This is a genomic window from Pseudomonas paracarnis, assembly GCF_904063055.1.
GTDB lineage: Bacteria > Pseudomonadota > Gammaproteobacteria > Pseudomonadales > Pseudomonadaceae > Aquipseudomonas > Aquipseudomonas paracarnis.
Map to the genome: position 1 here is coordinate 111,761 of NZ_CAJFCN010000012.1, position 23,718 is coordinate 135,478.

A 23,718-nucleotide genomic window follows, 5' to 3' on the forward strand; every position below is an offset into this window, starting at 1 on the left:
TGCCATCGCGTTATGTGGCTTGATGGTAGTGCCTGCTGTACGGGCCGGGCCGGTCGTGCTGAGTGCAGAGCAGAAGGATTGGGTTCAGACGCATCCAGTATTACGGGTCGGCGTGGTCGAAGACCTGTTGCCCTTCGAATACATCAGCGACGCAGTCGTGCGCGGGCGGTCGATAGAGTATTTGCAATTGGTCACGGCCGCGACCGGCCTTCAGTTCACGTTCGTACCTGGAAAGACGCTGGCCGAGCGCGAGAAAATGTTGCTGGAAGGCCAGGTTGACCTGCTGTCGTCTTATTTACGCTTCAGGTCTGAACCTACTACCAAGGGGCTTCGAACGCTTGCCTACGAATCGACCTCACCTGTCATTGTGACGCGGGTTGAGAGCCCAGACGCTTTCGATCTTGATCAACTGCAAGGCAAAACCATCGCGATACCCACCAATGTGGCGTATTACGAGCAAATCTTTCGGCGCAAGGGCGTGCAGGCCAATTTCAAAAAAAGCGCTTCGGCCCTGGAGATACTGACCAGCGTTGAAGACGGCAGCGCCGACGCGGCAATCGCGTCAGCCATCTTTCTAACGCCTTATCTGTATCAACGGTTCCAGGGCATTCTGGAAGTATCCGGTGTGCTCGGCAGCCAGGTGCTGGATGTGAGTATGGCGACCCGTACAGACCAGGTCATGCTGTATTCAATACTGGAGAAGGTGTTCGCCTCCATCACCGTCGAGCAACGCAACCGGCTGTATGGGCGCTGGTACCAGGATCTGGACCTGAATGTTCCATCGCTGCCCAGTATCGCCGCCCATTATTTGCATGTGTTGATCCTTGGCGCGCTCGTGCTGGTCAGCCTGTGCGCACTGCTGTATCGAGGCCAGCGTCAACGGCGCCTGGCGGTGCGTAACGAGCAGGAAAAAACCATGTTTCTGGCGGTGATGGGGCATGAAATCCGATCACCGATGAACGCAGTGCTGGCGGCAATGGAATTGCTCGGGCACACCCGGCTCAACCAGCAGCAGCGCCATTTGGCCCATTTAGCCAACAGTGGCGCCAACGCCCTGGCGCGCCTGCTCGATGATGTGCTGGACAGGCCCGGCTCGGTCGCCAAACTGCCCCGGCTGGCCTTTGAGGCAATCGACGTGTCGGCATTGGTTCAAGGCGTAGTTGGCCTGCATCGACTGCGTGCGCGAGAAAAAAAACTGAGCTTGAACAGCCATATTCAGGCGCAACTGCCCCTGTTGCTGCTCGACAGCTCCCGGCTCACGCAGATCTTCCATAACCTGATTTCCAATGCCATCAAGTTTACCGACACGGGCAGTATCGACATTGACGTGGCGTTGGCGACTTTACCGGACGGCAGCCCGCAATTGCAGATTGAAGTTCGCGACAGTGGCGTCGGCATTTCAGAGGCAGTGCAGGCCGCTCTGTTTCAGCCCTATGCCCAGGCCCGCGAGTCTTCCAGGCGCACAGGGGGTACCGGGTTGGGCCTGATGATTTGTCGACAGTTGGTGGATTTGATGCACGGGGCATTGACGCTGACCAGCGAGCAGGGCACGGGCACCACAGTGACTATCCGCTTACCGGTGAGCATCGGCGAGGAACCACCTGTCTTGCTGGCGCAAGCTGCACCCTCAACCCAGCCAACCTCGAGCGGGCTGCGAATTCTGGTGGTGGAAGATACTTATGCCAACCAGGAGGTATTGCGCGCGCAAATCAGTGCGCTTGACTGTCAACCAGTGATTGCTGCCAACGCTGCGCAAGCCTGGCCCCTGTTCAGGGAAACCGTCTATGACCTGGTGCTGATGGACTGCGATTTGCCCGATGAGGATGGCTATGGGCTGGTGCGCAGATTACGCGCCCTGGAAATACAATTGGGGCGCATACGCAGCCCGATTATCGCCATCTCTGCCCTGACCGGCGACCGTCATCTGCAACGCTGTATCGAGGCGGGCATGGACGCGACGTTGAGCAAGCCCATACGTCTTGGGCAGTTATCCGAGGTCATTGAGCGCTGGTGTGGGGTCAAGCTGGCTGCGCCGAGCACCAGCTTGATGGCGCCTTTGCTGGATCAAGCCTCAATCTACCGTGAAATGGCCGGCGACCTGGCAAACCTGATCAAAGCCGTCGCCCTGTGTGATCGCGCATCGGCGCAGCACGTGGCTCATCGATTGCACGGCGCGGCGTTGATCATGGAGTGGGCGGCACTGGCGCAGGCCGCTGAATACATGGAGCGTCTGCTGTACGGCGAACATGAGTGGGGGCCGGTGCACGCCCAAGCCTTGCAGCCGTTGCTGCTGCATTGGGCCGCTTTGAGCGGCGATACTGCGCTCGACGTGCTGCCGGCGACACCGGTGCAACGGACGGCACGCTGATGCGGCGCCTGCTGGTGGTACTGGCGTTAGTGTGCCTTCCGGCGTCGGTTGGCGTGTACGCCAGTTCGCCACCCATGGCGTTGACGCAACAGGAGGTGGCCTGGATCGCTGCCAATCCGGTGCTGCGTGTGGGTGTGTTTGAGGACTTGCTGCCTTTCGAATACATGAGCAGCGGCCAATTGCGCGGTCTTTCGGCCAAATACCTGAGGCTGATCGGCCTGCGTACCGGCCTGCATTTCGAACCGGTGCTGACCACCACGCGCAGTGCCCGCAAGGACATGCTGATCAGCGGTGAGGTCGACATCTTGTCCACTCGACGCCGCTCCGACGACCCGGCCCAGGATCGTGGGATGCTTTACACCCTGCCTTACAACACCAGCTCGACGATCCTTGTCAGTCGTTTCGGCGATCAGCCCCTGGCAGGTCTGCAACAGCTCGCTCACAAACGGTTAGTCATGTTGGGACGCGAAGTCTATGGCGCATTCCTGCGCCACGAGGCCCCGGGAGTCACGATCATCACCGCGCAGAACGCCGTAGACATGATGGCCATGGTCAAGGACGGCAAGGCAGACGCCGCAATCGCTTCGGAGTGGTTGTTGATCCCGTATCTTTCCCGCCAGTACCAGGGCGTATTGCTGATATCCGGCGTGGTGCCCCAATTGCACACGGGTGTCAGCATGGCGGTGCGCGACAGCGATGAAATCCTGCTGTCGATCCTGGAGAAGGCATTGACCTCGATCACCGGCGATGAGCGCAAGGCGATCTTCGACGCCTGGTTTGCCGACATGAACCTGGATATCCCGACCATCAGGTCCATCGCCGCACATTACGCGGGTGAGTTGTGGCTGTTACTGGCCATTGTGCTGTTACTTATCATCCTGGTGTGGCAAAGCCGGTTGCAGCGACGGCGCGCGGTGCAGCGCGAGCGCGAGAAAGCGATGTTCCTGGCGGTCATGAGCCATGAAATCCGCTCGCCGATGAACGCAGTGCTGGCGGCAGTTGAGCTGCTTGAGCACACACCGCTGGACGAACAACAGCGGCACTTCACGGGCCTGGCCAATACCGGCGCCAACACCTTGTTGCGCCTGGTAGACGATGTGCTGGATATCTCCAAAATGGAGGCCGGGCAATTGCGGCTCAACCTTGAGCCGGTGGACCTGTGGTCACTGCTGCAAGAGCAGGTGGATGATTACCGAGGCTATGCCGAGGAAAAGAGGCTGACGTTGACATTGACCGGTCAGCGTCCCGTTGTTTCAGCACTGCTCGATGACCAACGGGTGGCCCAGGTGCTACGTAATCTGATTTCCAACGCCATCAAGTTCACCGAGCACGGCGGGGTTGAGGTTCAACTGCTGCTGCCCGACGCACAGCCGGGGGCAACATCGCAGGCGTTGATACGCGTGGTCGACACCGGCATTGGCTTGTCCGACCAGGCGCAAGCTGCGCTGTTTCGGCCCTATGCCCGCGCCAGGCAGTCATTCAAGCGCAGTGGCGGCACCGGTTTGGGGCTGGTGATCTGTCGCCGGTTGGTGAGGTTGATGCAGGGCGAGCTGACGTTGAGCAGCGTGCCGGGGAGCGGCACCCAAGTCGAAGTGAGGTTGCCCGTCGAGTGGGCTGGCGCGCTTGAGTCGCCAGTGCGGGCGGCAGATTCTGTCGCAGCGCCTATAGAGGTTTCATTCTGGGTACTGGTGTTGGAGGCGGAGTACGCCGATCAGCAAGCAGTGAAAGCCCTGCTTCAAGGTTTTGGCCTGGGCGTGTTGTCGGCGGACGATGATGAAGAGGCGCTGGCGCTCTTCAATAAGCACAGGGTTGCTCTGGTACTGATCGATGAGCATCACGCGTTCAACCTGAGCCGCGCTTTGCGCGACGTGGAGCGCCAACAACAGTACGGGCATTGCCCAATCATTGCGATGTCGCAGGTGACCGGCAATGCCTATCTCGAACGCTGTTTTGCGGCTGGCCTGGACGGCGTTCTGAGCAAGCCGGTGCGTCAGGACAAATTGCAGCAAATGATTGAGTTGTGGTGCGATCAGGTGCCGGTAGCCGCGACGCAGGTGCACGGTGCCTCCAGGCATGAGCGGGAAGGGCCGCAGGAAGCGTTGCGCCCGGATATGAACCGTCTGTTCAGCGCTGTTGCCCTGCGTGACCGCCCGGTTGCCATGCAGGCTGCGCATCGCCTCCAGGGCGCTGCGCAGACGGCAGGTTGGGCGGCGATTGCGGCCGGCGCCGAAAAGGTCGAGTTGTTGTTGCACGATGAAGTGAGCTGGCCAACGGTGGCGGTCGCGCGTCAATTGAGTCTCATGATGGATGACTGGACTGCAGCGAGTTATTAAATAGTCTGCGTTGCGTCGATAGCCAGCTTTTTAGGACCACTCCTATAGACGAAGTAATGAGCAGCCCAATAAAAAAACATAAGTTGAAGGGGTAAGTTTACACCGAGGGAAAGAGGCGTTAATTGTTTGAAATATTGAGTGGCTTAGTTGTTTTTAGGAGCACTCCTATATTGGGTTTTGCGTGGACTCCCTACACTTCACTGCGCAACAACACAGAAGTTCTCCAGCACCGGAAACTTCTTCACTTACCTGGTATATCGCTCTCTCGGAGTTACTCATGAATTACAAAGCTCGCGTCCTCGCTGCACTGGTCGCCGCCACCGCCACCTCCGCTGCCATGGCGTCGGACGGCACCATCAATTTCAACGGCGAACTGAAGGCCGAGACCTGCCAGGTTGCAGTGAATGGGGCGGCCGGCTCGGCAGGCACTACCGTCACGCTGCCGACTATCTCCACTGCCTCGTTGACCTCGTCTGGCCAAGTGGCCGGCCAGACCGGTTTCAGCATTCAGTTGAGCAAATGCTCGGCAGCGCTGAAAACCGCAGCTGCGTTCTTTGAAGCCGGCGGTTCGGTTGATCCGGCCAGCGGCAACTTGAAGAACATCGGCGGCGGTGCTACCAAGGTTCAACTGCAACTGATCGACGCATCCAATGGCAAGTCCATCAAAGCCGGTGACACCGCACAAGTGGCTTCCACCAGCCGTATCGCCATCGACGCCACCGCACTCAGCGCAGACCTGCCGTACGCTGTTCAATACTACGCCCAAGCCGCGACCACGCCGGGCACCGTTATCAGCAACGTGACTTACTCCATCAATTATCAGTAAGTCGCCGGTAATGACTACACGCCCTGTTGAATAGTTAAAGGGCGTGTTTTCGGGGCGGCATTGGGACTACGTCATGCCTTGCATACTTCCATTTAAACAAATGCTTCTGGCAAGTCTTGTGGCAATTGGGTGTTCCCAGGCGCTGGCAGGTGTGGTGATCACCGGCACCCGCGTGATCTACCCGGCAGACCAGAAAGAAGTCACAGTAAAACTCAATAACAACGGTACTCAACCCGCGTTGATGCAAGCGTGGATTGATACCGGCAGTGTGGAGTCCACGCCCACCAGCTCCAAGGCGCCGTTTCTGCTTTCGCCTCCGGTGGCGCGTATCGACCCGACCAAGGGCCAAAGCCTGCGCGTATTGTTTACCGGGGCAGCGCTGCCCCAGGACAAGGAGTCGGTGTTCTGGCTCAACGTGCTGGAAATACCACCCAAACCTGAGGCCGGGGCAGACCTGAATACTCTGCAAATGGCCTTCCGTTCGCGGATCAAATTGTTCTACCGCCCGACGGGCCTTGCAGGCACCGCCAGCGAAGCGATCGAGCAGGTGCAATGGCAACTGGTGACGGCCCGCGATGGCCAGGGCCTGGCTCTGCGAGCGTTCAATCCATCGGCTTTTCACGTATCGCTGGTTGAGCTGGACTTGGTGTCTGGCAGTCAGCGCGCGCGCAGTGAGGACGGCATGGTGGGCCCGGGTCAAACCCGGCAATTCCCGCTGCCGACGCTTAAAACCCGACCAGCCCCAGGCGCACAGGTGGAGTTCAGCGCAATCAACGATTACGGCGCGCTGATCCCGACTCGGACAGCACTCAAGCCCTGAACCATTCCTGACGTCTTTACCCGCGAGTCATTTATGCAGACCTCTTCCCGCTCCAGGCCGCCCCTGGGGGCGCAGCCTCGCTTCGCCCTGAATCCGCTCACCCGCTTGATACTCAAGGTATTGGCCGCCGCGCCATGCGCCTGGGGGGGCCACGCCGCGTTGGCGCAAGAGGTGCAGTTCAACGATGCATTCCTGCCGGAAGACTCACGCAATCTTGACCTCGGCAAATACCAGGCCGGCAACCCGGTGACCCCGGGGCAGTACCGTGCGGACGTTATGCTCAACGGCCAGTTGAACAGTCGCCAGGACATTCGTATCGAGGCTCAGCCCGACGGCAGCAAGCCGGTGGTGTGCATGGATCATGGCCTGCTTGAGCGCCAGGGCGTGAACATCGCCAAACTGTCACCCGAAGCCAGCCTGGCGCTTGAGGGTCCAGGCTGCACGGCGTTGGGCAGTTTGATTCAGGGCGCCAGTGCGAACTTCTCCCCGGAGAACCAGGCACTTGACCTCAGCATCCCTCAGGCGGCCTTGAAGCGTAACTCGCGTGGCTATGTCAGCCCTGAACTGTGGGACCGTGGCGTCACTGCAGGGATGCTCAGTTATAACTTCAATGCCAATCGCAACCGCACCCGCAGCGGCACCAATGACTCGGCGTTCCTGGGGCTCAATGCAGGCCTCAATCTGGGCGACTGGCGCTTGCGTCACAATGCCTCGATGAGCTGGCAATCGCGCAACGGTAGCCAGTACCAGGCGTTGGACAGCTACGCGCAACGCGATATCACTGCGCTGAAAAGCCAGCTGACTGTAGGTGAGTCCAACACCAGCGGTGAGATCTTCGACACCTTGTCTTATCGCGGCGTACAGTTGGCCAGTGATGACCGCATGTTGCCCGACTCCATGCGCGGATATGCGCCGGTTATCCGTGGCATCGCCCGCACCAATGCGCGTGTCACCATTCGCCAGGCCGGCAACGTGCTGCTGGAAACCACGGTCGCCCCCGGCGCCTTCGTCATCGACGACCTGTACTCCACCGGCTACGGAGGCGACCTCAACGTGAGCGTGGCCGAGGCGGACGGTACCGAACAAAACTTTATCGTGCCCTACGCCTCGGTCAGCCAGTTGCTGCGCCCTGGCACCTCGCGTTTCAGTGTCACCGCCGGGGAAACCCGCAACAACTTCGTTGACGAGCAGACGCGCCTTTTGCAAGGCACGCTGCAATATGGTCTGAACAACACCTTCACCGGGTTTGGCGGTGTGCAATCAAGCGATGACTACGCGGCCATCCTCACAGGCGTAGCGTTCGGCACGCCGATTGGCGCGATGGCGGTGGACGTGACGCACGCCCAGACCGATCTGGCTGCCGGCCGGGCGAAGGGGCAGAGCATGCGCCTGTCCTACAGCAAGAACATCCTCAGTACCGGCAGTAACTTTTCGGTAGCGGCCTATCGTTTTTCTACCCGTGACTACCTGGACTTCAGCAATGCCGTGCAGCTGCTCGATGCCGAGAAAAACGGTTGGGACACCAGCGAGTTCGGCCGCCCGCGCAGCCGCTTGTCAGTCACCGCCGACCAAAGCTTCGGGCCCTGGGGTCAGGTGTCGATCAGCGGCTATGCCCAGAACTACTGGAACCAGCAGGGCAGCGACGTGCAGTACCAGTTCAGCTACAGCAAGCAGTTCAACCGGGTGAGTTTCAGCCTGAACGCTAACCGCAGCCGGATGGGCCTGGGCGATATGGAAAACAGTTTTCTGCTGACCATGAGCATGCCCCTGGAATTCGGCGGCCCGGGCTATGGGCCGCAAGTGACGGCACAGCTGGGCCGGGACCCCCGAGGCCATTACAGCGAGCAGGCGGGTATCAGCGGCACCGCCGGCGAGGACCGCCAGTACGGCTACGGCGCCACCTTCGGCCATGACGGTGGCAGCAATACCAAGAGCGCAGCCCTCAACGGCCAGTATACCGGCGCCCGCGCCATGCTCAGTACCGCCCTGGGCCGGGGCGATGGCTATACCAGCGCGTCGGTGGGCGCCAGCGGCACGGTGGTAGCCCATGTCGACGGGGTGACCATGACGCCTTATCGCGGTGAAACCATGGCCGTGGTCAGCGCCCCAGGCGCCGAGGGCGCGAAGGTCTCCGGCTACCCGGGCCTGAGGCTCGACGGCAGCGGCAACGCCGTGGTGCCCTACCTGCGCCCGTACGAATTGAACGAGGTGGCGATCGACCCGATCGGCAGCTCCCTGGACGTAGAGCTAAGTGAAACCAGCCAACAGACCGCGCCGCGTGCCGGTGCCGTTGTGCACCTCAAATACGCCACCAACCAGGGCCGCGCGGTGCTGCTCAATGTGCGCCTGGACGACGGCAGCAGCCTGCCGTTCGGCGCGGGCGTGACCGATGGCGAGGGTGCCACCGTGGGCGTGGTCGGGCAGGGCGGTCAACTGTATGCGCGGATCAAACCCGAAACGCGCCGTTTGCTGGTCAACTGGGGCAGCCAGGCGCAGCAGCAGTGCGCCCTGACGATCCCGCCGGGCCCCGGCGATGGGCAACAGCTGCAACAAGTAGACGCCGTGTGTGCGGCCGGCAAACAGGTCGCTGACAGCGTGCGGCCCAACACCCAGCAAAAGGTAGCGTTATGAACATCGGCTCTTTGATCAAACTGGGGGGGCTGGGCTTGGCCTTGTGGGCGTCGGCCGGCACGGCCATGGCAGTCACCTGTTCCTATATGGACGGTACCCGGCCTGCCGTGGGCTCAATGCCGTTGCAGATCTCGGCGATCACCGTCGGGCGGGATGTGCCGGTGGGCACTGAGGTCTACCGTCAAAAGTTCAGCATGGCCTCAGGTCAGGCGGTGAAGTTGGAGTGCCTTGTCGCGCCGTTTCAGCAGTGGACCGACCTTATCGTTGAATCCAGCCAGGCTCTGGCCAATGTAACCAGTGGCACCTATGCCAATAAAGTCTACAGAACCAGCATCCCCGGATTGGGCGTTGCTTTCAACAGCAACGGTGGCCTGCTGCCCAGGCAAAGCGCCAAGGCATGGACCTCGTGTTCGGCGGGTTTCAGATGCATCGTGCCTTTTGACGGGCCTTCGAACTTTGAACTGATCTTGATTAAGATCGGCGAGGTGACGCCAGGTGTGCTGGTGGGCAGTACATTGCCGATCGTGAGCCTGTTCGGCAATTTCGGCGACGCCAGAATGAGCGGCTTCAGGATGGGCATTTCCGGGAGCATCCAGATTGTCTCGCGCACCTGCAGCACACCGGATGTCTCGGTACCGATGGGCACCCACCTGGTCAACAAATTCACTGGCCTCAACAGTTCCACCGGCTGGACGGACTTCTCCATTGCGCTAAATGACTGCCCGGCGTTCAACGGCATATTCTCCGCCGCGGGTCCCGGCTGGATTTCGCAAGGTGGTAACTCACCCTCAGGCACCGGCACCAGCGGAACCCGCGTCAACAACACACTGCAATACCGCATCGACCCGGCTCGGACTGCCATCAATGCAAGCAACGGCATCCTGAGCCTCGACCCGAGCACCGCCGGCAACGCGCCTGCTGCGACTGGCGTCGGCATTCAGGTCGCCACCAGTAACGGCGTTGCCCTGCCGCTGGCAAGCAACCAAAACACGGGCCTGACCCTCAGGAGCACCGAAAGCAGTTATGCCATCCCACTGCGAGCGCGCTACCTGCAAACCGGGGCCAAGGTCACGCCGGGGCCGGCGAATGCGTCGGCAACCTTCACGATCATTTATCAGTGAGCGGTGGGAACATGACCAATAAAGCGCTACGCATTCTGATTGCCGATGGGCAGCATTTCTACCGCTTGAAAATCGAACGGGCGTTGAACCAGCTGGGCTATTACCGCATCGCGCCGATACACCGGCTGGATGAAGTATTGAGTGCAGTGGATTTCGGCGATACGCCGCTGGATGTGCTGATCATCAATGCCGCCCTGGCGCACAGCGTCAAATTCGATTTGCTCTGGTTCATCAGGGACAACCCACAGATTCGTCATGTGTTGATCTATGGCCAGAGCGAACGCGCTTCGCCCGCGCTTGCGTGGTGCCATGCGCCCAACGTGCTGACCAGCACGGCGCCGTTGCCTGATCTGCAAGCGCTGGAGGCGTTTATGAGAAAGGTTGATGGCAAGGCTGGTTGGGATAATCAGGGCAATGGGTCAAATAAGCCATCGGGCGCTAAGCACATCACTTTTTGAAGGTGACCTGTGTGTTCGTCCCGATGCTCTCTGAGTACGATAAAGCTGTGCTTTTTGTTGATGCTCTGGTGCGACAAACAGCGCCGCCAGAGTGTCTTCATATACGCAACTGAAACCCAGTGTTGAGAGTGCTCAGAAGGGTGACCGGCAATGTTGTGGGAAAGGGATACGGCGCGTTCAATTGGAGGCAACGCTGAACGCGCCATTGGGGACAGCCATGTCTGATCACACCATCACGACAACGAACGCGCCGCCCTATCGATAAACGCAGCGACCTCTACCGGCCTGGACGCCAGGGAGGCGTGGCTGGCATCCAGGGTGATGGTTTCCCGGGTGCCTAGGCGTTTGGCCATGCGCACCTGGTTATCGGGATGGATCATGCGGTCCTGGCTCGAAATCTGGTACCAGGACGGTTTGTTCTTCCACGCCGGGTTGCTGATCACATCGCCAAAGGTGCTCGCTAGCGGAGCCTTTTGGGTGACGCCCATGACTTGACCTTCTTGCTGGGGCAGGTCCTGGCAGAAGCTGTCGTGGAACTGTTCAGGCTTGACCCACAGATAACCGTCGCTATCAGGCGCCAGGTTGGGGGCGGCTTCTGGCAGATGTTCCTGGGTGATGCCGCCTGGGCTTTCGCCGTCATCCGGGGCGAATGCCGCGATGTACACCAGGCCTGCGACATTCGGTTCATTACCCGCCTGAGTGATGACGGCGCCGCCATAGGAATGCCCCACCAACAACACCGGGCCTTTGATTTGCGCAACCATCTTGCGGGTACGCTCGGCATCGTCGGCCAGCGAGGTCAGCGGCATCTCCACCGCATGCAAATCGGTATAGCCCTTTTTGTGCAGCTCGATAATCACCCGGTTCCAGTGCGCCGCACCGCCCCAAAAACCATGGACCAAGACAATTGCCGGTTTCCCACTCATGTGTAAGTTCCTTGTGCGTTGATGAGGTGATGCTATCGCCCGCCAAAGGGCGGCGTTATGGATAACACAGTTATGGGTGCGATGGCGCGCGCGGGGGGTACGTTCGTCGGCCTGATTGCTGTCGTTGTTTAGAAATGTTTATGTGATTCAATGGTCATCTCGGCTTGCGCAGGAAGCGCATCAGCCGAGGCCATTTTGATCTTTCAAGAAATTCATCCCAAGGAGTAACACCATGCAAGGAAGCACATCGTTCAAGTACCTGGCGTTTTCGTTGATCCCATTGATGGCCGCCTGTACCACACCCTCGCGTCAGTCCGCCGTCCTCCCTGCGCCACCTTTGTCGTTCGATAACTGTGCGGTTGGTTGCCCCACCGGTGGCAGCCCGGTGACGTTGAACCGCCAGGCCTACACGTTGAACAACAACGGCTCGACCAAGTTTGCCAACTGGGTCTCCTACAAGATCACTAAGACCACTGCCGCCAGCGGGCGCGCCCGTGACTGGCGCACCGACCCGGATATTCCAGCCGGGGAAACCCTGGACCCGGTGGATTACAACGGCGCCAACGTCGCGCTCAAAATCGACCGTGGGCATCAGGCCAACCTGGCTTCGATGGCCGGGGTGGCCGATTGGCAAACGCTCAACTACTTGTCGAACATCACCCCGCAAAAGGCCGAGCTCAACCAGGGGCCGTGGGCGCGCCTGGAAGACCAGGAGCGCAACCTCAGCAAGGAACCAGGCGTCGATCAGGTGTATGTGGCTACCGGCCCGTTGTATGAACATTTTGTCGGCTCGTTGCCGGGCACGAACAAAGTGCACACCATCCCCAGCGGCTATTGGAAAATCATTGTGGTCGGCAGTTCGCCGGAAACGGGCCTGTACGCCTCATTCGTGATGAACCAGGAAACCCCCAAGGGCGCAGACTTCTGCGATTACCAGGTCACCGTGGATCACATCGAAGAGCGCTCCGGGCTGACGTTCTGGAGCACCTTGCCGCAAGCGCTGCAGGCCACGCTGAAGGCCAGACAGGGTCAGTTGCCGAGTCGGATCGGCTGTAGCCGAACCAAAGCCTGACGCCTAGTCGGCACACACCAACGAGGGCCTGCGGCTGTTGTTCTTGCCCAGGCGCTCATGCGTGGCGACGTCTGTGGCCTGTTCACGCAGTGCTTCTTCGAGCGCGTGCAGATGCTTGGAAAGGATTTTCACCGACCCACTCGGGTTGGCGGGGTCGAAGGGGATCCGGCCATTGGCAATCAGCACCATAGCCAGTTCCCAGGCGCGTTGTGAGTCGTTCATGACAGGGGTTCCTTCTTCAGCGTGATCGATATAGAGCTGTGACCCGCTGCCAACGCCCCGGTATCAACTGGGTTACTGCCGAAATTTCGATCATTTCAACGATTCAGTTGCGCTGAAACCATCATCTTTTTAGATGGTGGTCGAGACGTGTCGAAAGAATGAACCACCGCGGCGCGGTGGTCACCTAATCCGTATGAATCGGTCGTTTCCCATTCAATGATCCGAGGGGCAACCATGGACTCTGTACTGCGGGCTGTGGCGATTTACCTGGTGCTGCTGGTGCTGTTCAAAGTTGCCGGCAGGCGCACGCTGGCGGAGCTCACCACCTTTGACCTGGTGTTGTTGATGGTCATCGGCGAAGCCACCCAACAGGCGTTGCTGGGCGAAGATTTCTCGATGACCAACGCCGTGCTGGTCATCGCCACCCTCATTGCCATCGACATTGGCTTCTCGCTGGCCAAGCAGCGTTCAGCCTGGTTCGCACGGGTGCTCGATGGCGGGCCGACGGTGCTGGTCGAGCAAGGCCAGGTGCTGCATAAAAGGCTCAAGCATGCGCGCCTGGACGAGGGCGACATTCTTGAGGCGGCCCGGTCTACCCAAGGGCTTGTCGAACTCAAGCAGATCCGCTTCGCGATTCTTGAGCGCAACGGCAAGATTTCGGTGATCCCGTTTGAATAAAACGCGGCCCCATTCGTCAGCCAAGGGGCTATTTTTTGAACGCCAGCGCTTCTGTTCCAGACAGATAGATCATGGGCGGACGAATTCTGCTTTCGTCACGCCGATAACACACACTTGCCAACAGGTGAACGATCATGAAGAAGCTTTATATGTGCGTGGGCCTGTGCAGCGCGTTCCTGCTGCACGGCTGTTTTGACAACGCCGACAACGCCACTAAAGACAACAACAGTGGCACCCAGTCGTCGGTGCAGATGCAGGAAGGCAAGGCGGACGAGAGCAAATAGAGCGGCCTGCCAGCCGCCGCTTATATCATTGATGCTCATTGCCGAATGTGGGAGCTAGCTTGCCTGCGATAGCGGTGGTTCAGTTAACGATGCAGTGACTGACAGTCCGCCTTCGCGGGCAAGCCCGCTCCCACAGGGGACCTGTGCCAGGCGCTGATTTTGTGGGCAATGCATGGCCAGCGTGGGAGCTGGCTGGCCTGCGAATGGATCGACTCGGTTTACCTGATGAACCGAGGTGCTTGCATCGCAGGCAAGCCAGCTCCCACCGTTGATCGCGACCTATCAACGCATATGCAAAATAATCGGGCTACTGCTCGCCGGGTCGGTATGCCCACGCAACTTGCCCACGGCCTTTGCATCGACCGCGCCGCCGTGGTTGCCCCAGGTGCCGCGCACGTAGCTCAGCACGTCGGCGATTTCCGAGTCGGACAATTGTTCCCGGAACGCTGGCATGCGGTAGGCATCCGGCAGGCCGGCGGTGACCACGCGTTGTGAGCCGTTGAGGGTGATGTTGATCGCGGAGGCGTTTTCCGTGGCCAGGGCCGAGGTGGCGCCGGCCAGGGGCGGCATCCAGTCGGGCTGGCCTTTGCCGTCGAGCCCATGGCAGGAGGCGCAGCGGGTCGCGTAAATATGGGCGCCAGGAGCATCCTGGCGCGCTGTTGCCACTTGATACTGCCAAGGGCTGCCGTCACGCTGCGGGTCGCCGGGCAGTGACTTGAGGTAGCGAGCGATCGCGGCCAGGTCATCGTCCTGCATGAACTGCGTGGAGTTGTTGAAGGCTTCGGTCATCGAGCCATAGACCACGGCATGCTGGTTGCGACCGGTCTTGAGGAACTGCACGATCTGTTCCTCACTCCAGCGCCCCAGGCCGGTGTTGTGGTCCTGGCGCAAGCTAGGGGCGTACCAGCCGTCGAGCAGAGCACCGGCCAGGAACGGCGCGCCGGATTCGTCCAGGGCCTTTTCGTTGAACGCCAGCCCCCGTGGCGTGTGGCAACTGCCGCAGTGGCCGGGACCTTGGACGATATAGGCGCCCCGGTTCCATAGTGCGTCCTGGCCGGGCTTGGCGGCATAGGTCGCGGTCGGTGCAAACACACCGTTCCACAGGGCGATGGGCCAACGCAGATTGAGCGGCCACGGAATGTCGCTGGGGATATTAGGCTGGTTGGCCGGTTGCACGCCTTTCATGAAAAACGCGTACAGCGCCTGGATGTCATCGTCGCTGAGCTTCACATAAGACGGGTAGGGCATGGCCGGGTAGAGTCGTCGCCCACCCGGTGCTACGCCGTGGCGTACGGCGCGGTCGAAGTCGGCCAGGCTATAGGCACCGATGCCATGCTCGCGGTCGGGGGTGACGTTCGTGGCGTGGATCGCCCCCAGCGGCGTGGCCATTTCCAGGCCCCCGGCGAAGGGCGTCTTGCCTGGCAGGCTATGGCAGGCCACGCAGTCACTCACGCGCGCGACGTATTCGCCGCGACTGACCAACGCGGGGTCGAAGCTCGTGGCCTGTTGCTGTTCAAAAGGCGAGGCAGGCTCGCGGGTGACATACCAGGCCAGCAGGCCGGCGGCGACCACGCAGGGCAGCACCAGCCACCCTGCGGTTCTTGCGAATCGGCGGTTATTCATGGGCATTCCCTGTCGGTTAGCTGAAGGTGTAACGGCTCAAAGGCAGACTGCGGATGCGTTGGCCGGTCAGCTGCGCCACGGCATTCGCCACGGCCGGGGCCACAGCCGGCAACGGCGGTTCGCCGATACCGCCCATTTTTTCTCCGCTCTCCACGATCTTCACGTGGACCTGCGCCATACGCGAAGGCGGCAGCACCGGATAAAGGTCGTAGTTGCGCGCCCGTGGCTTGCCATCCACGTACACCGCTTCCTCCAACAAGGTTTGCGACAGGCCCAAGGCCACGGCACCGTTGACCTGCGCCTCTACAATCGCCGGGTTGACGATGCTGCCCGGGTCAATCGCTTCCCAGATGTGATGAACCTTGACCTGACCGTTCTCGATCGACACCTCGGCCACCACCGCTGCATGGGAGCCAAACGGCGAGGCCATGGCCACGCCGCGTGCACGGCGGGTGCCGTCTTCGGCGGTGTAGGGCCCACGCTTCCAACCGCCAGACAGCTCGGCGGCCGCTTGCAGCAGGGTGGTCAGGCGCGGGTTGTCGCGCAGCAGGTGCAGGCGCAGTTCATAGGGATCATGGCCGCCTTTGTCGGCCAGTTCGTCCAGGAAGGCTTCGTAGAAAAAGTCATTGAGCGAGTTACCCACCGAGCGCCAGTAACCGAGCATAGCCGGACCTTTGACGTAGATCTGCGCAATGCGTTTGTTGGGGATCGCATAGCTCTTGCCCGACAAGCCTTCCAGGGCAGTAGGGTCGATAGCGTCGCCCTGTTTGCCGGCGATGGCTTCGGTGGGGCCTTCGGTGGCGCTGACCGCTTCGATGGCTACGGGCAGGCCTTTGTCATCCAGTGCGGCGCGGAACTTGACCACGGCGACGGGGCGCAATACATCGCGCACGAATTCTTCTTCACGGCTCCAGATCAGCTTGATCGGCCGGCCCACCGCCTTGGCCAACGCAATGGCTTGCGGGTAAGGGTTTGCCGAGTCATACAGGAAATGCCGGCCGAAAAAGCCGCCCAGCAGCGGTGAGTGCAGGGTGATTTGCTCAGTGCTCAGGCCGGTGCGCTTGGCGATGTCGGCACGGAACATATCCGGCGCCTGGTTAGGCAGCCACACCTCCAGCGTGCCGTCGGGGTTAAAGCGTGCCAGGGCTGAAGGCGGTTCCAGCTGGGCATGGTTGAGGTACTGGTTGTGGTAGGTGGCTTCGACGCGGGTTTTGGCGCTGGCCAGTGCGCCGGCCACATCGCCTTCGTTTTCGTCATCGCGGGCCGGGCCTTGCTGGGCGGCGAGGAAGTCGCGGTACTTGTCGCTGGAAAAATCCGCCGGCATCGCCCGCACGGTGGAGTCGGCGGCGGCTTCAAGCCACTCCACCTGGATGGCTTCGACGGCCCGCTTGGCATGCCACCAACGCTCGGCTACCACGGCTACGGCGCCGGGCAGGGTGTGAACCGAATGCACGCCTTTCATGGCTTGCACCTGCGCCTGGTTGCGCAGGCTGCCCACGGTCATGCCCAGGCGTGGCGCATGCTGGACGGCGGCATGGAGCATGCCGTCGATTTTCAGGTCGATGGTGTACTGCGCCTTGCCGGTGGATTTGTCATAGGCATCCAGGCGCTTGACCGGCTTGCCGATCCAGCGGAACTGGCTCGGGTCGCGCAGGGTGATGCTGGCCGGGTCGGGCACCGGCATATCCAGGGCGGCACCTGCCAGTTCGCCGTAGCCCAGGGAGCGGCCGGAAGCGGCGTGCACCACGCGACCGGGCTGGGTGGTCAGCTCGCTGAGCGGTACGCGCAGTTGCTCGGCGCCGGCTTGCATCAGCATCGCGCGGGCGAGGGCGCCGAGGCGGCGCATGGTCGGGTAGCTCATGCGCACCGACATGCTGCCGCCGGTGATGCGCAGGCCATTTTCCATCACCACATAGGCTTCGCCGGGCGGGGCCGCTTCGACAATGAACGTGGCCGGGTCGGCATCCAATTCTTCACCGACGATCTGCGCCATGGCGGTGTGAGTGCCTTGGCCGCCTTCCATGAAGGGGCTGAGCAGGCGCACGCTGCCGTCGGGGCGAATTTCCAGGAAGGCGGGTACTTGAGTGCCGCGTTCAGCGGCGGCGCCGGTCGCGGCTTGCACGCGGGAGGTGCCCAGTGGCAAGCCGAAACCGATCACCAGCGCGCCCACCGCGGTGCTGGCCAGGAAGCGGCGACGGGACAGGTTGATCGGTTCGCCCAGGGTCACGCCGGGAATGATCTCGTTGGTGTTCATCAGGCGGTCTCCTTCCCGGCGGCCAAGGCATCCATGGCGGCATGGATGGCGTTGTAGGTGCCGCAACGGCAGAGGTTGACCATCGCCGCGTCGATCTGCACCTTGGTTGGCGCGGGGGTGTGCTTGAGCAGCGCCGTGGCCGCCATCACCTGCCCGGACTGGCAGTAACCGCATTGCGCTACTTGATGTTCGACCCAGGCCGCCACCACACGCTTGCCCACGTCATCGGCCTCGACGGCCTCGATGGTGGTGATCTCGCGACCGACCACGCCGGCCACGGGCGTCACGCAGGCGCGCACCACATTGCCGTCCACCAGCACCGAACAGGCGCCGCACTGGGCCAGGCCGCAGCCGTATTTGGTGCCGGTCATGCCCAGGTTATCGCGGATCACCCACAACAACGGGGTGTCGGCTTCGGCATCGACCTGATAGGCCTTTTGGTTGATACGTAATTCCATGCGGGCTCACCTGCTGATCATCGGTTGGTGGTGCTGAGTTCTTATAGGAGCGGTGCGACTGGAAGTCGCCCATCGTCGAACTCTAGACCAACGCGCAAGGGCTATCTATCCGATTGCCCTCAAGTTCAGAGGATCAGGCAAGTATTTGACAGGATTAGGCCTGCGCTCCCACCTATTGGAACCCTCCCGACAGCTGCGCCTTCAAGTAGGCTACCAACGCACTCACCGACTTGGGCACATGGGGTGAGTAGGGCCGAATCAGGTAAATCTCATCGGCAAATGCGCCTTTGAGTGTCCAGTCCTTCAATACCTGCACCACTTTGCCAGCGGCCAGCGCCGCCTGGGCGCTGAAGTCCGGGAGCAGGGCGATGCCCAGGTGGTTGAGTGCGGCGTCGCGCAAGGCTTCGCTGTTATTGGTGGCGAAGCTGCCGGCGATAGGCACGGTGAGGCGCTCGAGGGGCTGGCTGCCGCGTTCAAAGGTCCAGGCGGGCTGGTCGGTGCCGCGTGGGTAAAACAGGCAGTTGTGGGCCGACAGGTCGCCCGGCTCGCGGGGTTCACCGTGGTGTTGCAGGTAGTCATGGGTGGCGACCAGTACCGAGTTGGTGTCGCACAGCTTCCAGGCCACGTGGGTTTCGGGCACCTGGAAGCCGTGGCGCACCGCCAGGTCGTAACCCTCGGCGGCCAATGAGCTTAAGGCATCGGAGACGTCCAATTGGATACGCACCTGAGGGTACAGCTGCAAAAAGCCGGACAGGTGCGGCACCAGTTGTTGCCGGGCGAACGCCACGGGGGCGGTCAGGCGCACCAGCCCGCGTATTTCCCCGACCGAGTCGCGCACCGAGGAAAAACTGCGGGCGATCTGCGCGTAGGCGCTGCGTACTTCGCGGGTCAACGACAGCCCCGCATCGGTCAGCCGCACGCTGCGGGTGGTGCGCGTCACCAGCCGCGTGCCGGTGGCCTTTTCCAGGTCGGAAATGCGCTGGCTCACCGCCGATTTACTCACCCCCAGGCGCGCGGCGGCAGCGGTGTAGGTGCCTTGTTCCTCCAGCACTGACAGCCAGTGAATGTGGGTCCACAACCCTTCGATCTCAGCCTTTTCCATGGGTGTATTGTTCGCATATAAGGACAATAAGTTCTGGATTCTGCTCTGGTTCGGAACAAAGCGAAAGCCTATCGTGTGGACCAACGCCACCCATCTGGATCGACTGCCATGACTGCAACCATCGAGCACTACATCAACGACCAGCGCGTCAGCCGCGATGACCGTTACCAGGACGTCTACAACCCGGCCACCGGTGAAGTCACCGCCCGTGTGGCCCTGGCCAGCCGCCAGACCGTGGCCGAAGCCGTCGCCGCCGCCCAGGCTGCGTTTGCCGGCTGGGCCGACACCCCGCCGATCCGTCGCGCCCGCGTGTTGTTCCAATACCTGCACCTGCTGCGCGAACGCAAGGACGACCTGGCGCGCATCATCGTCGCCGAGCACGGCAAGGTGTTCACCGATGCCCAGGGCGAAGTCGACCGTGGCATCGACATTCTCGAATTTGCCTGCGGCATTCCCAACCTGCTCAAGGGCGAACACTCCGACCAGGTCTCCCGTGGCATGGACAACTGGACGATGCGCCAGCCGCTGGGCGTGGTCGCCGGCGTGACGCCGTTCAACTTCCCGGTGATGGTACCGATGTGGATGTACCCCATCGCTATTGCGGCGGGTAACACCTTTATCCTCAAGCCCAGCCCGACTGACCCGAGCGCGTCGCTGTTCATGGCCGAGTTGCTGCATGAAGCCGGCCTGCCCAAAGGCGTGTTCAATGTGGTGCAGGGTGATAAAGAATCGGTGGACGCGCTGATCGAACACCCGGACGTCAAGGCCGTGAGCTTCGTCGGCTCCACGCCGATTGCCCAATACATCTACGAGAGCGGCGCCCGCAATGGCAAGCGCGTGCAAGGCCTGGGCGGGGCGAAAAACCATATGGTGGTGATGCCCGACGCCGATATCGAACGCACCGTGGATGCGCTGATGGGCGCCGCCTACGGCAGTGCCGGCGAGCGCTGCATGGCGATCTCGGTGGCGGTGCTGGTGGGTGATGTGGGCGACAAGGTGATCGCCGCTTTGACCGAACGCGCCAAGTTGCTGCGCATCACCGATGGCCGCGATCTCAAAGCCGAGATGGGCCCGATCGTGTCGCGGGCCGCGCTGGAACGCATCAGTGGCTACATTGAGCAGGGTGTACAAGCCGGCGCGCAGTTGCTGCTCGATGGCCGTGACTACGTGCCCACCGAACCCGGCCTGGAAAACGGCTTCTGGCTCGGCGCGACCTTGTTCGACCACGTGACCCAGGATATGAGCATCTACCGCGAAGAAATCTTCGGCCCGGTGTTGGCCTGTGTGCGCGTCAACGACTTTGCCGAAGCGGTGAAGTTGGTCAACGACCACGAGTTTGGCAACGGCGTCAGTTGCTTCACTCGCGATGGCAACATTGCTCGTGAGTTTGCGCGGCGTATCGAGGTGGGCATGGTCGGTATCAACGTGCCGATCCCGGTGCCCATGGCCTGGCACGGGTTTGGTGGCTGGAAGAAGAGCCTGTTCGGTGACATGCATGCCTACGGCACCGAGGGTGTGCGCTTCTACACCAAGCAGAAGTCGATCATGCAACGCTGGTCGGAGAGCATCGAGCAGGGCGCGGAGTTTGCAATGCCGGTGTCCAAGTAAGGTTTAAGCTGTGCTGCTGGATCTGATGTGGGAAGGCTCAAGCCCTCCCACATTTTTTTTGCCTGTTGACGGTGAAACACATAAAAGTCCAGTATGGAATTATAAGTACAAAATAGCTGCTGCACGTTTTTCTTCACTCTTGCCAAACCAACAACAACTTGCGAGAACCCCTCCATGAAGAAACGCCATCTCCTTCCCGCCCTGGCCCTGAGCCTGTTTGCTTCCAGCCACCTGCTGGCCGCCGAGAAAACCCTGCGTATCGGTATCGAGGCGGCTTACCCCCCGTTCGCCTCCAAGACCGGCGACGGCAAGATCGTCGGTTTCGACTACGACATCGGCAACGCCCTGTGCGCGCAAATGAAGGTCAAGTGCGTGTGGATCGAAGGGGAGTTCGACGGGCTGATTCCGTCCCTCAAGGTCAAGAAGATCGACATGGCGTTGTCGTCCATGACCATCAACGAAGACCGCAAGAAGTCGGTGGATTTCACCCACAAGTACTACTTCACCTCGTCGCGCCTGGTGATGAAGGACGGCGCCGTGGTGGATGATCAGTACGCCAGCCTCAAGGGCAAGAACGTCGGTGTACAGCGCGCCACCACCACCGACCGCTATGCCACCGAGGTGTTCGAACCCAAGGGCATCAACGTCAAGCGCTACAGCAATAACGAAGAAATCTACATGGACCTGGCAGCGGGGCGCCTGGATGCGATCTTTGCCGACACCATCCCCCTGAGCGACTTCCTGTCGATGCCGCGCGGGCAGGGTTATGCCTTTGTCGGCCCGGAGCTCAAAGACCCGAAATACGTGGGTGAGGGGGCCGGCATTGCAGTACGCAAGGGCAATGGCGAGTTGGTCAGCGAATTGAATGCGGCGATCGACGGCATTCGCGCCAGTGGCGAATACCAGAAGATTTCACAGCAGTACTTCAAGGCCGATATCTACGGCGACTGATGCAAAGACGCGGTCAATGTGGGAGCTGTCGAGCTTTAGCGAGGCTGCGAAAGCGGTGGGTCAGGCGATGCAAATGTTGACCTTGCCGGCCCCTTCGCAGCCTCGCCGGGGCTCGACAGCTCCCACAGGGAATCGGCGCCGTGGTCAGAAAGGGCTCAACCCTTGAGTTCCTTCAAGTGCTTGTAGACCGTCGCTCGCCCCATGCCCAGCACATTGGCCACATAGTTGGAGGCGCTCTTGCCCTTGAATGCGCCTTCGGCATGCAGCGCCAGCACCAGTTCGCGTTTGTGGTCGCGGGTCAACAGGTTCAGGCTCAACTGACGCTCGCGCAGCCAGGCATGCAGGAAGGTGTTGATGCGTTCCTGCCAGTCATCACGGAACAGCGCGTCCGGCTGTGCGATCAGCTTGCTTGGCGACAGGAATAAATCCAGCGCCGCCTTGGCTGTTTCGAACATTGAAATATTCAGGTTGATGCACAACACAGCCAGCCTGCGCCCTTTGTGGTCGTGCAGCACGGTGCTCAGGCTGCGGATTTTCTGGCCATCCCAGTTGAGCTTTTCGTAAGGGCCGATATTCACCTCGCTGACGTCACCGTCGAGCATGTCCTCCAGGGACGAGTCGTCACCCAGGCTGCGTTTGGACAGGTTATTGGCGATGTAATCCACGGTTTGCGTGCGCAGGTCATGCAACACCACTTCCGCATGGGGAAAGAACAGCGTGGCGATTGCATCGGCAATCGCGCGGAAGTTCTGCATGACCTTGTCTTGTTCGGCGGTGTTCATCAATGGGGCTCCAGGCGGACCGGGGAGAGCATACCAGCGTCCAGCCCGAACCGGGTCAGTGCCTCCGGCAGCGGTTCGCCGCGCACCAGGGCGGCGCTTGCCTGGCCCATGGCGGGTGAGGTCTGGATACCATAGCCGCCTTGCGCTGCCACCCAGAACAGTCCCGGTACTTGCGGGTCAAAGCCCGACAGTAAATCACCGTCCTGCACAAAACTGCGCAGCCCGGCCCAGGTGCGCGTGGGGCGGCGGATGGTCAGGGTGGTGGCTTCCTCGATCTGGTAAATGCCCATGGCAATATCCAGCTCTTCGGGTTGCACATCCTGGGGTTCTACCGGGTCGGCGTTGGCCGGCGAGCCGAGGAACATGCCGGCATCCGGTTTCATGTAGAACGCTTCGTCGAGGGCCACCAGCATCGGCCAGTCGTGGCTGTCCATGCCCTCGGGACCAGCAAAGACAAAGGCCGAGCGGCGCTTGGGCTGCAAGCCGATGGACGCTGCGCCCGCCAGCCCGCCGATATGGTCGGCCCAGGCACCGGCGGCGTTGATGATGACCGGCGCGCTGAAGATTGCAGCCTGGGTGCGCACCTGCCACAAGCCATCGGCGTCGCGGCTCAAGCCCAGCACATGGCTGTCGGTGCGCACTTCGCCCTGGTTGCGGCGGATACCGCGCAGGTAGCCTTGATGCAGGGCGTCGGTGTCGATGTCACAGGCGGTAGGGTCGTAGATTGCCCCGTGGACTTTTTCACGGCGCAGGATCGGCAAGCGTGCACAGGCTTCATCGACCGTCAGGCGCTGCACCTGCGCCACGGTGGCCTTGGCGCTCAGGTACTGGCTGTCGAGTTCGGCCGGGTCACCGTTGAAATCCACGGTCATTTCGCCCCGGGGCGTCAGCAGTGGGTGTTCGCAAAAGCCTGCGGGTGGCTGGTCGAAGAAGGCCCGGCTGGCCAAGGTCAGCGCCCGCACTTGCGGGGTGCCATACGCGGCGGTGTAGAGCGCCGCCGAACGCCCGGTGGAGTGATAGGCCGGGTGATTTTCACGCTCCAGCACCAGAACCTTGCCGTGCTGCGACAACCAGAACCCGGTGGACGCGCCGGCGATGCCGCCGCCGATAATGATGAAGTCTGCCTGGCTCATGAAGATCTCCTGAAATAAGCATTGTAGGAGCGAGCTTGCTCGCGAAAAACGTTAACGATAACGCGCCC

At 61.2% G+C, this 23,718-nt stretch carries 20 protein-coding genes; 12 read left to right on the top strand and 8 right to left on the bottom strand.

Annotated features, from left to right (window positions below; genetic code table 11):
- Positions 1–22: 22 nt before the first annotated feature.
- The 7 genes from JMV15_RS22470 to JMV15_RS22500 all read left to right on the top strand — a co-directional run bounded on the left by JMV15_RS22470 (position 23) and on the right by JMV15_RS22500 (position 10,557).
- On the top strand, positions 23–2,368 hold the full coding sequence (locus JMV15_RS22470; protein ID WP_038452124.1) for an ATP-binding protein: 2,346 nt from the start codon (positions 23–25) through the stop codon (positions 2,366–2,368).
- Entirely contained in the window at positions 2,368–4,701 is a 2,334-nt protein-coding gene (locus JMV15_RS22475) for an ATP-binding protein (protein ID WP_038449769.1), read from the top strand. Before JMV15_RS22470 ends, JMV15_RS22475 begins: the two co-directional genes overlap by 1 nt.
- Before the next feature lie 277 nt (positions 4,702–4,978).
- The gene (locus JMV15_RS22480; protein ID WP_038449771.1) at positions 4,979–5,527 is read left to right on the top strand and encodes a fimbrial protein; all 549 of its coding nucleotides are present in this window, start codon (positions 4,979–4,981) and stop codon (positions 5,525–5,527) included.
- Positions 5,528–5,600: 73 nt separating this feature from the next.
- A complete protein-coding gene (locus JMV15_RS22485) occupies positions 5,601–6,347 on the top strand; it encodes a fimbrial biogenesis chaperone (RefSeq protein WP_038449772.1) in 747 nt (248 codons plus the stop codon).
- A 33-nt stretch (positions 6,348–6,380) separates the two neighbouring features.
- A complete protein-coding gene (locus JMV15_RS22490) occupies positions 6,381–8,978 on the top strand; it encodes a fimbria/pilus outer membrane usher protein (RefSeq protein ID WP_201491921.1) in 2,598 nt (865 codons plus the stop codon).
- Positions 8,975–10,099, top strand: coding sequence for a fimbrial protein (locus tag JMV15_RS22495; RefSeq protein ID WP_038449774.1), 1,125 nt, complete (start codon positions 8,975–8,977; stop codon positions 10,097–10,099). Before JMV15_RS22490 ends, JMV15_RS22495 begins: the two co-directional genes overlap by 4 nt.
- A gap of 11 nt (positions 10,100–10,110) precedes the next feature.
- Positions 10,111–10,557, top strand: a complete 447-nt coding sequence (locus tag JMV15_RS22500; protein ID WP_038449776.1) for an ANTAR domain-containing protein — start codon at positions 10,111–10,113, stop codon at positions 10,555–10,557.
- A gap of 233 nt (positions 10,558–10,790) precedes the next feature.
- On the opposite strand, the gene JMV15_RS22505 is transcribed toward JMV15_RS22500, so the two are convergent.
- Positions 10,791–11,483 carry an alpha/beta hydrolase gene (locus JMV15_RS22505; RefSeq protein WP_038449779.1) on the bottom strand — a complete coding sequence of 231 codons (693 nt, stop codon included), beginning with the start codon at positions 11,481–11,483 and terminating at the stop codon, positions 10,791–10,793.
- 232 nt (positions 11,484–11,715) lie between these two features.
- Here JMV15_RS22505 and JMV15_RS22510 point away from each other — a divergent pair, with 232 nt between their 5' ends.
- Entirely contained in the window at positions 11,716–12,555 is an 840-nt protein-coding gene (locus JMV15_RS22510) for a DNA/RNA non-specific endonuclease (RefSeq protein ID WP_038449781.1), read from the top strand.
- A gap of 3 nt (positions 12,556–12,558) precedes the next feature.
- Here JMV15_RS22510 and JMV15_RS22515 read toward each other — a convergent pair whose 3' ends face one another.
- Positions 12,559–12,777: a hypothetical protein gene (locus tag JMV15_RS22515; RefSeq protein ID WP_038449783.1), complete on the bottom strand. Its 219-nt coding sequence runs from the start codon at positions 12,775–12,777 to the stop codon at positions 12,559–12,561.
- A gap of 234 nt (positions 12,778–13,011) precedes the next feature.
- Here JMV15_RS22515 and JMV15_RS22520 point away from each other — a divergent pair, with 234 nt between their 5' ends.
- Together JMV15_RS22520 and JMV15_RS22525 are read left to right on the top strand one after the other, a co-directional pair.
- Complete coding sequence (locus JMV15_RS22520; protein ID WP_014718042.1) at positions 13,012–13,455, top strand: DUF421 domain-containing protein; 444 nt, start codon at positions 13,012–13,014, stop codon at positions 13,453–13,455.
- Positions 13,456–13,589: 134 nt separating this feature from the next.
- Complete coding sequence (locus JMV15_RS22525) at positions 13,590–13,739, top strand: hypothetical protein (protein WP_019821498.1); 150 nt, start codon at positions 13,590–13,592, stop codon at positions 13,737–13,739.
- 282 nt (positions 13,740–14,021) lie between these two features.
- Here JMV15_RS22525 and JMV15_RS22530 read toward each other — a convergent pair whose 3' ends face one another.
- From JMV15_RS22530 to JMV15_RS22545, 4 genes are all read right to left on the bottom strand, one after another.
- Positions 14,022–15,362 carry a c-type cytochrome gene (locus JMV15_RS22530; protein WP_038449785.1) on the bottom strand — a complete coding sequence of 447 codons (1,341 nt, stop codon included), beginning with the start codon at positions 15,360–15,362 and terminating at the stop codon, positions 14,022–14,024.
- A 16-nt stretch (positions 15,363–15,378) separates the two neighbouring features.
- Positions 15,379–17,616 (bottom strand): xanthine dehydrogenase family protein molybdopterin-binding subunit, encoded by a 2,238-nt coding sequence (locus JMV15_RS22535; RefSeq protein WP_032903499.1) that lies wholly within the window; start codon positions 17,614–17,616, stop codon positions 15,379–15,381.
- The gene (locus JMV15_RS22540) at positions 17,616–18,074 is read right to left on the bottom strand and encodes a (2Fe-2S)-binding protein (protein ID WP_038449786.1); all 459 of its coding nucleotides are present in this window, start codon (positions 18,072–18,074) and stop codon (positions 17,616–17,618) included. The genes JMV15_RS22535 and JMV15_RS22540 overlap by 1 nt, the downstream gene beginning before the upstream one ends.
- Before the next feature lie 172 nt (positions 18,075–18,246).
- Entirely contained in the window at positions 18,247–19,176 is a 930-nt protein-coding gene (locus tag JMV15_RS22545; RefSeq protein WP_038449788.1) for a LysR family transcriptional regulator, read from the bottom strand.
- A gap of 108 nt (positions 19,177–19,284) precedes the next feature.
- Between JMV15_RS22545 and JMV15_RS22550 the strand changes: the two genes are divergently transcribed.
- Together JMV15_RS22550 and JMV15_RS22555 are read left to right on the top strand one after the other, a co-directional pair.
- Positions 19,285–20,784, top strand: a complete 1,500-nt coding sequence (locus tag JMV15_RS22550; protein ID WP_020303231.1) for a CoA-acylating methylmalonate-semialdehyde dehydrogenase — start codon at positions 19,285–19,287, stop codon at positions 20,782–20,784.
- Between the two features lie 174 nt (positions 20,785–20,958).
- Positions 20,959–21,735 carry an ABC transporter substrate-binding protein gene (locus JMV15_RS22555; protein ID WP_014718054.1) on the top strand — a complete coding sequence of 259 codons (777 nt, stop codon included), beginning with the start codon at positions 20,959–20,961 and terminating at the stop codon, positions 21,733–21,735.
- A 155-nt stretch (positions 21,736–21,890) separates the two neighbouring features.
- Here the strand turns inward: JMV15_RS22555 and JMV15_RS22560 are convergent, their stop codons facing one another.
- Both JMV15_RS22560 and JMV15_RS22565 read right to left on the bottom strand, forming a co-directional pair.
- Entirely contained in the window at positions 21,891–22,517 is a 627-nt protein-coding gene (locus JMV15_RS22560; RefSeq protein ID WP_003190517.1) for a helix-turn-helix transcriptional regulator, read from the bottom strand.
- A complete protein-coding gene (locus tag JMV15_RS22565; protein ID WP_038449790.1) occupies positions 22,517–23,650 on the bottom strand; it encodes an NAD(P)/FAD-dependent oxidoreductase in 1,134 nt (377 codons plus the stop codon). Before JMV15_RS22565 ends, JMV15_RS22560 begins: the two co-directional genes overlap by 1 nt.
- Between the last annotated feature and the right edge of the window lie 68 nt (positions 23,651–23,718).